Origin of the sequence: Apibacter sp. ESL0404, from assembly GCF_019469245.1 — a bacterium.
GTDB lineage: Bacteria > Bacteroidota > Bacteroidia > Flavobacteriales > Weeksellaceae > Apibacter.
This window is the reverse complement of the sequence record NZ_CP048267.1, coordinates 1426041-1440862: the sequence shown is the minus strand read 5'-3', so window position 1 is coordinate 1440862 and position 14822 is coordinate 1426041. Positions and strand designations below refer to the sequence as shown.

Sequence of the window (14822 nt, the reverse complement as noted above, 5' to 3'; positions counted from 1 at the left end):
AAAATGAACGAGGCCCAACTTTGGAGTAAAATTGAACAATTTTTCAAAGAGAAGTTTGCACATGAGGATATTCCCGATTTAAATACGATGATATTTTTAATTGGTTTGCAAGAATTAGGATTAGGATATAAAAAGTATAAAAAAGACGAAAAAATGAACCTGATACATATAGCCGTATGCAGGTTATTGGAACCTTTCGGATATTATAAACTCGATGGATATGATAAAGACAATTGGCCGCATTATAAATTAATTGAAAAGCTGCCCGATTTAAAGCCCAATGAGCAAACTTTGCTTATGAAAAAAGCGATCATCCAATATTTCATGGATGAACAATTACTGGATATTTAAAATAAAAAAAGACAAACTTTCGTCTGTCTTTCTATTCAAAATTATATAAAGTATAAAATATATTAATTAGTTGGATTCAGCTTTTGCATCTCGAATCATTTTTTCGTTGGCAGTAATAGAAAATTCAACTCTTCTATTTAAAGCTCTACCGGCTTCAGTGCTGTTATCTCCAATTGGATCCGCTTTACCAAAACCTTTAATAGTAAATCGGCTGGAGCTGATACCGTTACTGGATAAATAATTAGCAACACTTTTTGCTCTGTTTTCAGATAAATTTAAATTATATTGATCTGCACCTTTTGCGTCAGTATATCCGAAAATACCAATATTAGTATCCGGGTATTGTTTAAAAACAGATACTATTTTATCTAAATTTTGTTGAGCAGTTGGAGTTAAAGTAGCTTTATCAAAATCAAAACGAATAGCATTTTCATTAAGTACAACTTTAATTCCTTCCCCTACACGTTCAACAGAAGCACCCGGTACACTTTCCTGTATTTGACGTGCTTGTTGATCCATTTTGTGTCCAATTAAACCTCCGGTGGTTCCACCCACGGCAGCACCGATAACGGCTCCTAAAGCAGCATTGTTTTTATTACCTACATTATTTCCAATTACAGCACCTAAAACACCTCCTGCAACAGCTCCTAATCCGGCACCTTTTTGGGTATCGTTGGTGTTACAAGACATTAGAATACTAACAGATAATAAGATTAAAGTTAATCTTTTAAATATTGATTTCATAATTATAATTATATAGTGTATTTCAAGTTATTTATTTTAATTTACCGGATGATAATTTACTGAAATGATAAGTAATAGTAACCCCGCTGATAACTTGACTTAATTTAAATTCATTTTCAGAAAGAATTTCATATAAATACGTAGTTCCTGTAGTTACTTTTCTTGCTTTATCACCTTCATTAAGCAATTTTAAAACAAGCATGTTTTGCTTATCGATATACCAAGTAAAGTTTTGAGTTAAAGCCGGACAAGTATTGCCACCTTGCAAAGTAAAATTACCTCTGTTATTATTAGCGATAAAGTACCACACACTGTTTTTTAAACATTGAGCATCATATTCATCAAAAGCTTTAACCTTTACCATGTTTTCAGAATATGAAACGCGGTCAAGATTCCATGTACCTCTTACATCTCTTTGAGAAGATCTGTCAAGAGCAACAGAATTTGAAGAAGAGCAAGAATAAAAAATAAACATGCTCATAATTCCTAAAATTATTAATTTTTTCATAAAAAGAAATTTATTTTAATTTATAATTATCATTTAAAAACGTAGTTAAATCAAACGATTAAAACGTTAACTTTCCGCTTTCAGAACCTTTTTTACACACTAAAGATTTCTTTTGGCCATTGACGATAAAATTTATAAAATTCTGCTGATCAGGAAATTTATCCAATAACAAAGAATTCTTTATAGTGATTGATGAAACCGAATTGATACCCGATACCTCATAATAAATCCAAACTACATTTCCATCCGGATTTTTAGAAGAAAAAGTAAAATTCACAGGAGTATCATCTATACTTATTTTAACGTTATTTTGAAGATATTTATTAAGTGCAATATCAAAATCGTTGGAATTTACTTTTTTACCAATGGTTTGTTCAATATGTTCAAGGTTAACTTTTGAAGAAACTTTTAATGTTTTGCTGCTGGAAACATATTCCACTTTAGTTATCGAAGTAAAAAAATCCGAAGAATAAAAATTATAGAAACCTAAACATATAAAAGATAAAACAAAAAAAAGAATAAACTTTTTCATTATGGGTTGAATTATATTATCGCTCATTCTGCAACTGCAAACAAATTTAATGCCAAATAGTTTTAAAAATTTTGTTTAATACTGTATTTGTTATAAAAAGCATGAATGTGTCCTACAGCTTCATCAGCAGTATCAACAAGTCGGAACAAACTAAAATCAATTTCCTTAATATAATTATCTTCAAGCATAGACTTTCGCATCCATTCCAATAATCCGGTCCAATAGTCCGTACCAACCAATACAATCGGGAATTTACTTGTTTTTTTTGTTTGAATTAAAGTTAACGCTTCAAACAGCTCATCCATAGTACCCAAACCTCCGGGCATAACAATAAAACCTTGCGAATATTTGAGAAACATAACTTTCCTGACAAAAAAATAATTGAAATTCATACTTAATTTATGATCAACATACGGATTACTTCCTGTTTCAAAAGGTAATTCAATATTTAAACCAATTGATTTTCCTCCCGCAGCCTGTGCTCCTTTATTTCCCGCTTCCATAATTCCGGGTCCTCCTCCCGTAATAATACCAAAACCTATTTTAGTAAGCTTATAAGAAATTTCTTCCGTTAATTGGTAATATTTATTATCAGGATTAGTTCGAGCAGAACCGAATATGGATACACAAGGGCCTATTTTAGTCATTGTTTCAAAACCATTGGTAAACTCAGCCATAAGTTTAAAAAGCATCCAACTGTCTCGCGTTTTTATTTCATTCCAATTTTTTTGATTAAAATTCTGAGCTATAAACTCTTTATTTTCTGAATTATGCATTTTTTAATATTTTAATAACATGTACAGCAAAATTACTGTTTATTACGATTTCTGCGTCATAAAATTGTTAATCATTTTATTAAAATTTTACTATTTTCACGAGGAAGTATCATTTTTTTTAGCAAAATATTTGAGATTTTTTAAAATAAGAAAATAATATATCAATTTCTTGAAAAAAAAGGGTAGAAAATAAAAAAGGAAACTTAGGGAATGTAACCGTATATTATGCTATTTTTGTACGTATAATTAAGATAAAATTTGAGTATGGAAAACAACAGATACGAATTAAATAAAAATTTAGCGCAAATGCTTAAAGGAGGAGTCATTATGGATGTTTCCACTCCGGAACAAGCAGAAATAGCTGAAGCAGCAGGAGCTGTTGCAGTAATGGCCTTGGAGAGGATTCCTGCAGATATACGCGCTGTAGGAGGTGTTTCTCGGATGAGTGATCCCAAAATGATTAAAGGAATACAATCGGCAGTAAGTATACCGGTTATGGCTAAAATCAGAATAGGACATTTTGTAGAAGCACAAATACTGGAAGCCTTAGAAATCGATTATATTGATGAAAGTGAAGTTTTAACACCCGCCGATGATACCTATCATGTAAATAAAACCAAATTTAAAGTTCCTTTTGTATGCGGGGCTAAGAATTTAGGTGAAGCCCTGCGAAGAATCCAAGAAGGGGCATCCATGATTCGCTCCAAAGGCGAACCGGGAACCGGTGATGTAGTTCAAGCCGTAAGACATTTACGCGCAATGAATGAAGCCATACGTAAGATACAAGGTATGCAGGAAGATGAGCTTTTCAACGAGGCAAAGGAGCTTCGAGTACCTTATGAATTAGTAAAATACGTACACGAAAACGGAAAATTACCGGTAGTGAATTTTGCAGCCGGAGGTGTGGCAACTCCTGCCGATGCGGCATTAATGATGCAATTGGGAGCAGAAGGAGTTTTTGTAGGATCAGGTATTTTCAAATCCGGTGATCCGATAAAGAGAGCTCAGGCCATTGTTAAAGCAGTTACTAATTTTAACGATCCAACTATTTTATTGGAAGTATCTGAAGACTTAGGAGAAGCGATGGTTGGAATAAATGAAGCAGAAATTGAATTACTAATGGCAGAAAGAGGAAAATAATTTTTTTATAAAAAAACAAACGAATATAAGGTCATTTGGAGAGTGTAAACTTTCCAAATGACTTTTTTAATTCTAAATATAGAGTATTATGAAAATAGGGGTATTAGCAGTACAAGGAGCATTTATAGAGCATATTTGGAAACTACGAGAACTAAAGGTAGAAACCTTTGAAATAAGGCAGAAAAAAGACATGGATGAATCTATGGATGGATTAATCATTCCGGGAGGAGAGAGTACGGCCATAGGTAAACTTTTGAGAGATTTAAACTTACTCGATATAATCAGAAACAAAATACAAACAGGATTACCGGTATTCGGAACGTGTGCCGGATTAATTTTACTGGCTAAACGGGTGGAAGAAGGTACAGTACATCTGGGAGTTATGGATATTACTGCAAAAAGAAATGCATATGGCCGTCAGTTGGGCAGCTTTTCAATTGAAGAAAATTTTGAAGGAATCGGTACTATTCCCATGACATTTATACGAGCGCCCTATATAACCGAAGTAGGAGAAAATGTTAAAATTTTATCCCGTGTGAACGGTCACATAGTTGCAGCTCAAGAAAAAAACATGCTAGTTACATCTTTTCATCCGGAATTAACGGATTCTGTTAAAGTTCATCACTATTTTATAGAAGAATTATGTAACAAGAAATGATAAATTAATCTTATTTATCTTATGGCTTAAGATTGATCAATAATTGTATGAATTAAATTAAGATAACTAATAACTAAAACATAAGAAAATTCTTAACTTGTCTGTCTTAAAATGAATATCCAACTATGGACACTTCGAAAACTATAAATTATTCAGGAATTTTTCTAACCTATTATGCCAATAACAATACCAGTTGTGTACATTCTGCTCAAGACCACTGTTTGATCTATATATATTCAGGGAAATTAATCATTGAAGAAAAAGGAAAAAAAGAAAAAGTATTAAAAGCAGGAACTTGTGCATTTGTACGGAGAAATCATAATATAAAAATGACTAAATTTTATTCCGGCGATCAGCAATATAAAGGAATAACCATGACGTTGAAACGTTCATTTTTAAGAGATTTTTATTATAAAAAGGTAAGTAAAGAGAAACCCGAAGAGGTTAGTCTCCCCAAAGAAAATATTTTTACTTTACCTTTACGTCCTGAAATTGTAAGTCTTTTTCAATCCTTAAATCCCTATTTCGATACAAAGCTACAACCTTCTGATGAAATCATTAAATTAAAAGAACAAGAAGCCGTACTAGCATTGTTAAACATCAATAAGAATTTTTATTCAATACTTTTCGATTTTACAGAACCTTGGAAAATCGACATTCTAGATTTTCTCAATGAAAATTATATGTATGACCTTTCCATGAATGAAATAGCTGCTTATACCGGAAGAAGTTTAGCAACTTTCAAACGAGACTTTGCAAAAATCAGCGATATACCTCCCCAAAAATGGTTAATACGTAAACGACTCGAAGTTGCCTTTGAAATGCTCAAAGACAGAAAAAAGTGGAAAGTAAAAGATGTTTGTTGGGAAGTAGGTTTTAAAAACATATCTCATTTTTATACAGCTTTTAAAAAATTATACGGATTTTCTCCTTCGGAAGAACTGTGACCGTTCCTCAGAACAAAAAAAATTGATCTTCCCGACAAAAGCCCAATATTGAACTGGCATTAACTTTGTTTATAAATGACTATAAACTTAAAAAATCTTAATTTAAAAAGTTATGAAAGAAAAAGTAATAGTTGTGATGGGTGCTTCCAGTGGAATTGGTGAAGCTACCGTAAGGAAAATTGCTGAAAGGGGAGCTAAATTGGTTATTTCTGCCAGAAGAGAAGAAAAATTAAAAGCAATTAAAGATTCTCTTCCAAATGCTCAAATTAAGTATAAAGTAGCCGATGTTGCCAAATTCGAGGAAGTAAAAGCGGTAGTAGATTTAGCTATAAGCAAGTATGGAAAAATAGATGTTATCTACAATAATGCCGGAACCATGCCTTCATCCTATCTTATAGATTGTAAACTTCAAGATTGGCATGATATGCTGCATGTAAATGTATTGGGCGTTTTACATGGAATAGCCGCGGTTCTTCCTCATTTTGTAAAACAAAAATCTGGTCATATCATCACTACCGATTCCGTTGCAGGACATTATGTATATCCGGGATCTGTAGTATATTGTGCTACCAAATCAGCCATCCGTGCAGTAATGGAGGGACTACGACAAGAGCAGAGAGAAAATAACATAAAATCTTCCATGGTTTCTCCGGGTGCTGTTCGTACAGACCTATACAAAACAATGAAAGATGAAAAATTATTAGAAGATCAACGTAAAATGCAGGATACAGAGGGTTACGGTTTGAATCCGGAAGATATAGCAGAAGCAGTAGTTTATGCGATAAATACTCCACAACATGTATCTGTAAGTGAAGTTATTGTTCGTCCTACTAAGCAATCTCTCTAATTTATTGTAATAAAAAATTTCAGAGAAAATATAAAAATTTAATTTTTTAAACTATTTATCCGACAAAAGATTCTAGTTTATTGCAAATTTTATAAAATTTAAATAAAAATTATTTTTTAGTTAATCATTTGTCGGATAATTAGTTCTATATAAAAGAATTATAGTAGTTCATTATCCAAATTAAAACTTACTAATTTCTACACGCTAAATGGAGTACGAGCATGTTTGATTTTCAGCGAATAAGCCAATAAATTAATATTTAAAAAAATAACTAGTTAACAAATGAATAATTCAGAAATACCTAAAATCAGTGAATTTCCAATTGGAAATGAAAATAAAGAATATGAACAATATTTTTCCGGAAAATCATGGCTGCAACCTCTTACCAACCATAAGGAATTAAATGTTCCCTTATTCAACGTTACATTTGAACCCGGTTGTAGAAACAATTGGCATACGCACTCCGGGGGACAGATACTAATTGCTGTAGGTGGGGTTGGATTATATCAGGAAGAAGGCAAAAAAGCCATACGAATGAAACCGGGAGATGTTATTGAAATAGACTCTAATGTTAAGCATTGGCACGGTGCAGCACCTAATGAATGGTTTTCTCATTTAGCTATTACCTGTAATCCTCAAACCAATGAAAATACTTGGTTGGAGCCGGTATCAGACGAAGACTATTATACGGCCTCTGAACAAGCAATTAATCTGAAATAAATAACAACTTTATATATAAATAAAAAATCATATTCAAATGGATTATATTAAATTAAACAACGGAAATGAAATGCCAATCTTAGGGTTTGGAGTTTATCAAATACCCCCTCAAGATTGCGAACGAGTGGTGTCAGAAGCCATAGAGGTGGGGTATCGCTCCATAGATACAGCACAAGCCTATTATAACGAGGAAGAAGTGGGTAAGGCGGTAAAATCAAGTAATATAGATCGCTCTAAATTTTTTATAACCACAAAAATTTGGGTTTCAAATGCAGGATATGAAAGAGCTAAAAAATCATTTGAAGAATCATTGAAAAAATTGCAAACCGAATATGTGGACCTTTTGTTAATACATCAACCTTTTGGAGATTATTACGGTACGTATCGAGCCCTGGAAGAAATGTACAAATCGGGAAAAGCAAAAGCTATCGGAGTGAGTAATTTTTATCCGGATAGATTGGTAGACCTTTGCGAACATGTAGAAATAAAACCGGCAGTAAATCAGGTTGAAACCCATATTTTCAATCAACAGAAAATAGCTAAAGAAGTAATGAAAGAATACGGCACTCAAATTGAATCCTGGGGTCCGTTCGCAGAAGGAAAAAATAATTTCTTTACGAATGAAACTTTAGTTTCTATAAGTAAAAAATACAATAAAACACCCGCTCAAATTGCACTCAGATTTTTAATACAACAACAGGTAATTGTAATTCCAAAATCTACACATAAAGAACGCATGATTGAAAATTTTAATGTTTTTGATTTTAAACTTTCAGAGGAAGATATCCATTCGTTAGAATCGTTAGATCAAGAAAAATCCTTGTTCTTTTCACATAACGACCATGAAACCGTACGATTTATTTTAGATTTTAAAAAGAAACATCATCTATCCTAAGATGTTAAGGCAATTGATAAGTAAAAATCAATCATATGAATAGAACAGAGATTTGTAAAGATAACTTTAAAAAGCTGTTTAAAGGAAATGCCTTAAATGGAGAAGGTAATGATCCCGAAATGATGGAAATTCTTCAAAAATTCATTTTTGGTCAAGTTTTTACGGTTGGAAAATTAAGTATAAAAACCCGAGAATTGATAACTTGTGTAGTTCTTGCCTCGTTGCAGCAATTGCCTCAATTAAAATCTCATGTACATGCCGCATTGAACGTTCAGGTAACACCGATAGAATTAAGAGAAGCTATTTATCAATGTGCTCCGATTATTGGTTTTCCAAAAACTCTAAATGCTATTGCTAGTATGAATGAAGCTTTTACCGAAAATAATATCTCTCTCCCTTTAGAAAAACAAAGTACCGTACAAGAGGAAACCAGATTCGAAGAAGGACAAAAAATTCAGATTCCTCTATATGGAAATCATATAAAAGAGTTAATGTCTGCTTTGCCAGATGGTATGGGTGAAGAGGTTGCCAAATTTCTTACTGAAGTTTATTTTGGAGATTTTTATACAAGAAAAGGACTTGACCTTGCCATACGTGAGTTATTAAGTTATTGCGTGTTAGTTTCACTGGGAGCGGAAGATCAACTTACTTCTCATTACTTTGCAAATCTTAAACAAGGCAATAATAAAGAACTGATTGTAGCAGCTATCATTCAGACATTGCCTTATATTGGATTTCCACTTGCAATTAATGCATTGAAAATCATCAGGGATTTGCCTGAGAAATGGCAATAATATCTTTTTTAAAGATCTTTAAAAGCTTATTAAAAACGATTAAATAAAATTGATTTTCCGGCATTTTTGCTTACATCTTAGAAAGGTTATAGTCAATCAATAGGAATTAATAGTTAAAATGCCGAATAACGTTCAATAAAGATAAATTAAGTTGCATGATGAATCTATTAATATAATCGCCTGTTTTCTCCCCTGTTTTTTCATAAAAAATTATTTCCGATTTTTTTAGATAATTAGTCTTTGATTTACAAATAATGGTCGATTCTATCATTAAAATACACTACATTTGTTAAGTAAATATGATAAAGATTACAATTACAGCTAAGTTTTCTTAACTAAAAACTTTAAAATAATTGTAGTTGTTCCATCATTTGATTTTCCAATAGGAAACTAAAAAAAAGAATAGATTGTTGAAACTAAACAACAACGATGTATCAATTTTACTATTGTAAATTAATATGACGGATTCTTACCTATCATCTGATGAATTGATTTAATAAGTTATCCGTAAATAATGTTGGAAAAAAGAAATAGATAATTTAATACGAAGATATTATGCTAAAAGCAGGTTTAGTCGGAGCCGGACATTTAGGAAAAATACATTTAAGATTATTACAGCAGTCTGAAAAATATAATCTGATCGGTTTCTATGATACAGATGAAGAAAACGGGAAAAAATTAGAGAAAGAATTTGGTTATAAATTTTTCACAAATTTTGATGAATTATTACATCAGATTGATTTATTGGATATAGTAACCCCAACCTTTGCACATTTTGAATATGCTAAAAAAGCCATACAAGCAGGTAAGCATTTTTTTATTGAAAAACCTATCGCAGGGACATTACAAGAAGCAGATGAAATAATTCGGTTATCCCAAGAACATAACGTACAGGGGCAAGTTGGACACGTGGAACGTTTTAATCCAGCTTTCACAGCGGCTAAACCCTATATAGTAAATCCCATGTTTTTGGAGATACATCGCTTGGCAGAGTTTAATCCGAGGGGTACAGATGTTCCGGTAGTATTAGACTTAATGATCCATGACTTAGATATTGTTTTATCCATAGTTGAATCAAAAGTAAAAGAGATTCATGCCAGCGGAGTTGCTGTGGTCAGTAATACACCGGATATTGCCAATGCTCGGATTGAATTTGAAAATGGTTGTGTAGCCAATGTTACAACCAGCAGAATTTCCATGAAAAATATGAGGAAAAGTAGGTTTTTCCAGAAAGATGCCTACATTTCAATAGATTTTTTAGAGAAAAAATCCGAAATCATAAGAATCAAGGAAGTACCGGAAAAAATACAACCTTTTGATATGATTATTGAAAATGCTGAAGGCGAAAAAAAACAAATTATATTTCAATATCCTGAAATTGAAAGCAATAATTCTATTTTGGATGAATTAGAATCTTTAGCCGATTCCATTGAAAATAAACAACCGATCAAGGTAACTTTAATGCAAGGTAGAGAGGCTTTACGAGTAGCTTTGGAAGTGATGAGACAAATAGAAGGTAAAAAATAGAATTAGAATTAATTTGAATGAAAAAATTTTGGGCATAGAAAAGGGAGAATTAAATTTTTTTTACACGATTATTCTATATGCCAAAATTAATAGGTTATGAGTAATGAAACCATAGACCAAGAAGAGGATGAAGTTTTAAAAGAGGATGCTCCGGATAACTATCTGGCATTTGCTATTATTTGTACTGTAGCTTGTTTTGCCCCGGTGGGTATATTTGCCTTATTTTATTCTTTACGAGTTAATCAATATTGGGAACAAAAAATGTATGATAAAGCAAGACGATCATCCATAATTACACGCATTCTTTGTATTTGGACAATTATTGCGGGTATAGTCTTTTGGCTCGGTATCTTATCGGGGGCTATTTATAATATCTTTGGACAAAAATTCCAACATTGACATAAGCTAACTGTGAAATGCATGATTTTTGATTGATTATTCATTTTATTGTTAAAATCAGTATGAATACCACGTATATTAATTTAAAAAATTTATTATGGAAAGCTGCTTTCCTTTTTATAATAAGTTTGAGTTTTACGGCTTGTGGAGATAAAGCAAGCTTATCAGAAGATGTCGCTTTAAATTCAATTGAAGCCTATTTAAAATCCAATCCCATTTATGAAACAGTGGAGATTAACATAGGTGAAGTAAAATTTAGTCTTAAAAAAGATAAAAACGATCTTAAGGCCTATAAAGAATTAGAAGAGAAAGGATATGTAAACCTGAATTTGGTTAAACAAAAAAAGAAATTTCTCAGTAAAGACAGTGTTTTTACCTATGAAGTGAAGCTTACCGAAAAAGCTCGTCCTTTTGTGCTAAAACAAAAAAAAGAAACAGTTGAAGTAAAGTCTTTGGAATATCAATTAGGAGACAAAGAACAAGCTCGAATCGAATTGACCGGTAAAAAAACAGCTAAAGCTGTACTTACCCTTAAAAAGGTAGTTAATGACTTTTCCATATTGGGATATGATAAAAATCCTCATACCGATTTTATAGTGAAAACGTTTAATTTAAATTATAAAAAAGATAAAGGTTGGATAGTTACTAAAAGTAAATAACTTATATTTTCCTTTGGTAAGTTACAAAGCGGAAATCATACAGGTGTTTATCATCTTTTGGATGAAATTCATCAAAAGTTTTATTCCATTCTGAAAAATCTATATCAGGAAAATAAGTATCGGCCTTATCTATTTGTGTATGTACTAACGTAAGTTTTAACGTATCGGCATATTTTAAAGCTTGTGAATAGATCGTTCCTCCTCCAATAATATACGGATTGGAATCTTTACTACGTGCAGCTTCGATGGCTTCAGGTAAAGAAGAAAACAAATATACGTTATCCGGAACCTGGTAATCTGCTTTAGAAGATATTACCATATTTTGACGATTGGGAAGAGGCCGTCCTAACGATTCAAAAGTCTTCCTACCCATAAGGATCACATGATTTTGTGTGAGTGATTTAAATCTTTTTAAATCCAAGGGAAGATGCCAAAGTAATTGATTGTTATTTCCTATCGCGTTATTTTCATCTAGAGCTGCAATAATTGTCATGTAAATGGATGTTAAATGAAATTTAAATATATAAAAAAAAGAGTAAAGGTGAAATCTTTACTCTTTTTTCATGCAACTTTAAAATGGTTGTTTATTTCATTTTATTCAATCCATTGGTAATATAGTTTACTTGATCTTTAAGACTTTTATTAAGGGGTGATGCATTCGAAGCCTGTTGTTTCATTTGTAAAGAACCTTGCATAATTTGAAGCATCACTTCACCAAAGCTGTATTTTTTAGCTTGCGGGTAAATTTTTAAAATAGAATCAACAATAGTTTGTGTTTCATTAGGATAATCTCCCATCATAATAGTTTGCAGACCTTCAAAATAAGTGTCTGCTTCATCTTGAGACTCAGCCGAAAGCAGAAGATTCAGGAAATTTTTTGAAATAACGGATAATTTAGAATTATCTTTTGTTACAATTGCTGTTTTAGCAATAGCTATGGATAAATCACTGCCCGGGTTTTTGTCATCTATTTTAGAAACCAACTCAGATGCCGCATTTTTATCCACTTTTAAAACTCCAAGTATGGAGGCCGCTTTTACACTGTAGGAGGGACTATTAAAAGATTTTATAAATAAGTCCTTATATTTTGAAGCATCAATTGTTGCTAACTGTTTAATAGCTTTAACCTGAACCAATGTCTTTGCATCTGAAGTTGCAATTTTTTCCAGTACTGATGCCGACTTTTGCTTAACCGTTGGATTAGTCTCATCCAATTTTGAAATAGCAAATGTTCGCAATCCTTCAAATTTATCAGAAGAAGCCGCTTTCAATAATGTTTCCAACGCTTCAGCATTTGAAGTTTGAGCATCCGCTAATTTACTTACAGCTTCTTTTCTTGAACTGTATTCTGGAGCATATTTATATTGAATTATATATTGTTCAGTAGTTTTATCGTCATTCAATTCGCAAAGTAGAATTTTATCAGGATTTATATTTACCAATTGAGGTTTAGATTTATAAGGAAGCTCAAAAGAATTAGTTTCGGCAGCTTTTGCCCAAACATGATGCCTGGTAGGTTTCCCGTTTTCATAAACATCAATATCCAAAGGAAACTGAAATTTCGGTTCTTGACTTTGAGTTAAAGTTACAGTTACAGTTTTTTTAGCTTCATTGTACGCATAGGCTGCTTTTAATTTAGGATGTCCATTGCCAAAAAACCATTGGTTGAAAAACCAGTTAAGATCTTTTCCGCTAACTTCTTCCCATGCCAAACGGAGTTGATGGGCTTCGGTTGCCTTGTATTCATTGTTTTTAAGATATAAGCTCATACCGGCAAAAAATGCATCATCGCCCAAATAATTTCTCAGCATATGTAAAATTAATCCTCCTTTGTTATAACTTACGGCATCCATCATATCTTCTCGATCTTTATATTTAAAGCGAATTAAATCCTTGTCAAAATTTTCACCACCATACATATACCCGTCTCTTTCATTATCCCTGTGTTCTTCCGCATAATCTTTTCCGTATTTATGTTCCAGCCATAAATATTCCGAATAATTCGCAAAGGATTCATTTACCGGAAGGTTAGACCAACTTTCCGTAGTAGCCAAATCTCCAAACCAATGATGAAATAATTCGTGGGCGATAACCGGTTCCCAGATGTTTTTATCCACAAGCTGTCCGGGTTTTTGTAAGGCACTTTCCTCATGAAGTGTACAAGTGGTATTTTCCATGGCACCGCTTATATAATCTCTTGCCACCATTTGACTGTATTTTTCCCACGGATACGGATATTGTAACAGGGTTGAAAAATATTCAATCATCGAAGGAGTATCTCCAAAAATTTGCTTTGCATAGGGCTCATATTCCTTATCTACATAATAGTCTACCGGTATATTTTTCCATTTGTCTTTAACAATAGAAAATTCTCCAATACCCATAAAAAATAAATAAGGGGCATGTTTTTTATCAAATTTCCAATAATCGGTACGAGTACCGTCATTATTTTTGGTTTGATTTTTTAAAGTTCCATTGGATAAAGTCACGTATTTATCAGGAACCGTAATATATATTTCTTCTGAAGTTTTCTGATTGGGTTTATCTATAGTCGGAAACCAACAGCTGTTGGATTCAGTTTCACCTTGTGTCCAAATTTGTGTGGGCTTGTCTTTGTTTTCTCCTCGCGGATTAATAAAATACAGACCTCTGGCATCTTGAATTGCTTCACTTCCTTTTTGTTTAATAGAACCGGGAATGGCTACGTATTTAATGTAAACCGTGTAATTTTCATTTTTAGTGTAACTTTTGTCTAATTTTATTTTTAACTGATCGTTAGTATACGTATACTTTAACGCTTTAGTTCCATTTAAAGTTAGCGAGGAAATTTCCATACCCTTTGCATCTAAAGTCAAAGAGTCGGTAGGGTAGAAGTGAGGTTTTAAAGTTATCCATGCTTCACCGAATAGCTTTTCGTTGGGAATGTCAAAACCCACTTTAAGCTTAGTATGAACTAAATCATTAACCATAGTAGCAGAAGGATGATACGCTGAATAATCCTGAGCTCTAGTATAACCAATGGTTAGAATGGAAATCAGAATAATAATGCCTTTTTTCATTAAAATTTATTTAAATTAATTATATATTAAGAAAACATACAGTATTTTTATTCGAACCCTATGTTTCTATCCCATTAAAGGAGTTTTATAAGTATGATAAAAAATACTATCGGCTAATTTAACTAATTATCTTAATAAGTTAAGTTAAGAAAGTATTAATACTTATCAATTAAGTACGTTGGTAAAATTTTATATGTTCTTAAAAAAAGTGAAGGTTGGAACTTTAAGATTTTCTACAATAACTACTAACCACTTGTTAATTTTTA

General features: G+C 32.1%; 17 protein-coding genes. 11 read left to right on the top strand and 6 right to left on the bottom strand.

Annotated features, from left to right (window positions below; all coding sequences use genetic code 11):
- The first annotated feature begins 3 nt into the window (after positions 1-3).
- Complete coding sequence (locus GYM72_RS06100) at positions 4-351, top strand: hypothetical protein (RefSeq protein WP_160543339.1); 348 nt, start codon at positions 4-6, stop codon at positions 349-351.
- A gap of 66 nt (positions 352-417) precedes the next feature.
- Here the strand turns inward: GYM72_RS06100 and GYM72_RS06095 are convergent, their stop codons facing one another.
- From GYM72_RS06095 to GYM72_RS06080, 4 genes are all read right to left on the bottom strand, one after another.
- On the bottom strand, positions 418-1095 hold the full coding sequence (locus tag GYM72_RS06095; protein ID WP_160563936.1) for an OmpA family protein: 678 nt from the start codon (positions 1093-1095) through the stop codon (positions 418-420).
- A 31-nt stretch (positions 1096-1126) separates the two neighbouring features.
- Positions 1127-1603 carry a lipocalin family protein gene (locus GYM72_RS06090; protein ID WP_220263786.1) on the bottom strand — a complete coding sequence of 159 codons (477 nt, stop codon included), beginning with the start codon at positions 1601-1603 and terminating at the stop codon, positions 1127-1129.
- Between the two features lie 58 nt (positions 1604-1661).
- Positions 1662-2135 (bottom strand): DUF6702 family protein, encoded by a 474-nt coding sequence (locus GYM72_RS06085; RefSeq protein WP_146105600.1) that lies wholly within the window; start codon positions 2133-2135, stop codon positions 1662-1664.
- Between the two features lie 62 nt (positions 2136-2197).
- Complete coding sequence (locus GYM72_RS06080; protein WP_160557261.1) at positions 2198-2911, bottom strand: TIGR00730 family Rossman fold protein; 714 nt, start codon at positions 2909-2911, stop codon at positions 2198-2200.
- 264 nt (positions 2912-3175) lie between these two features.
- Here GYM72_RS06080 and pdxS point away from each other — a divergent pair, with 264 nt between their 5' ends.
- The 10 genes from pdxS to GYM72_RS06030 all read left to right on the top strand — a co-directional run bounded on the left by pdxS (position 3176) and on the right by GYM72_RS06030 (position 11497).
- Positions 3176-4051, top strand: a complete 876-nt coding sequence (pdxS, locus tag GYM72_RS06075; RefSeq protein ID WP_160543342.1) for a pyridoxal 5'-phosphate synthase lyase subunit PdxS — start codon at positions 3176-3178, stop codon at positions 4049-4051.
- 88 nt (positions 4052-4139) lie between these two features.
- Entirely contained in the window at positions 4140-4709 is a 570-nt protein-coding gene (gene pdxT / locus GYM72_RS06070) for a pyridoxal 5'-phosphate synthase glutaminase subunit PdxT (RefSeq protein WP_220263785.1), read from the top strand.
- A 125-nt stretch (positions 4710-4834) separates the two neighbouring features.
- Entirely contained in the window at positions 4835-5656 is an 822-nt protein-coding gene (locus GYM72_RS06065; RefSeq protein ID WP_220263784.1) for an AraC family transcriptional regulator, read from the top strand.
- Positions 5657-5768: 112 nt separating this feature from the next.
- The gene (locus GYM72_RS06060) at positions 5769-6503 is read left to right on the top strand and encodes an SDR family oxidoreductase (RefSeq protein ID WP_220263783.1); all 735 of its coding nucleotides are present in this window, start codon (positions 5769-5771) and stop codon (positions 6501-6503) included.
- 282 nt (positions 6504-6785) lie between these two features.
- Positions 6786-7223: a cupin domain-containing protein gene (locus GYM72_RS06055; protein WP_220263782.1), complete on the top strand. Its 438-nt coding sequence runs from the start codon at positions 6786-6788 to the stop codon at positions 7221-7223.
- 37 nt (positions 7224-7260) lie between these two features.
- Entirely contained in the window at positions 7261-8118 is an 858-nt protein-coding gene (locus tag GYM72_RS06050; RefSeq protein WP_160563924.1) for an aldo/keto reductase, read from the top strand.
- Positions 8119-8153: 35 nt separating this feature from the next.
- Positions 8154-8912 carry a carboxymuconolactone decarboxylase family protein gene (locus tag GYM72_RS06045; protein ID WP_220263781.1) on the top strand — a complete coding sequence of 253 codons (759 nt, stop codon included), beginning with the start codon at positions 8154-8156 and terminating at the stop codon, positions 8910-8912.
- Between the two features lie 555 nt (positions 8913-9467).
- On the top strand, positions 9468-10439 hold the full coding sequence (locus tag GYM72_RS06040; RefSeq protein WP_220263780.1) for a Gfo/Idh/MocA family protein: 972 nt from the start codon (positions 9468-9470) through the stop codon (positions 10437-10439).
- A 96-nt stretch (positions 10440-10535) separates the two neighbouring features.
- Positions 10536-10838: a CD225/dispanin family protein gene (locus tag GYM72_RS06035; protein ID WP_166006014.1), complete on the top strand. Its 303-nt coding sequence runs from the start codon at positions 10536-10538 to the stop codon at positions 10836-10838.
- 62 nt (positions 10839-10900) lie between these two features.
- Positions 10901-11497, top strand: coding sequence for a hypothetical protein (locus tag GYM72_RS06030; RefSeq protein WP_220263779.1), 597 nt, complete (start codon positions 10901-10903; stop codon positions 11495-11497).
- A gap of 1 nt (position 11498) precedes the next feature.
- Here the strand turns inward: GYM72_RS06030 and GYM72_RS06025 are convergent, their stop codons facing one another.
- Entirely contained in the window at positions 11499-11990 is a 492-nt protein-coding gene (locus GYM72_RS06025; RefSeq protein ID WP_220263778.1) for a dihydrofolate reductase, read from the bottom strand.
- Positions 11991-12081: 91 nt separating this feature from the next.
- Positions 12082-14556, bottom strand: a complete 2475-nt coding sequence (locus tag GYM72_RS06020) for a M1 family metallopeptidase (RefSeq protein WP_220263777.1) — start codon at positions 14554-14556, stop codon at positions 12082-12084.
- Positions 14557-14822: the final 266 nt, after the last annotated feature.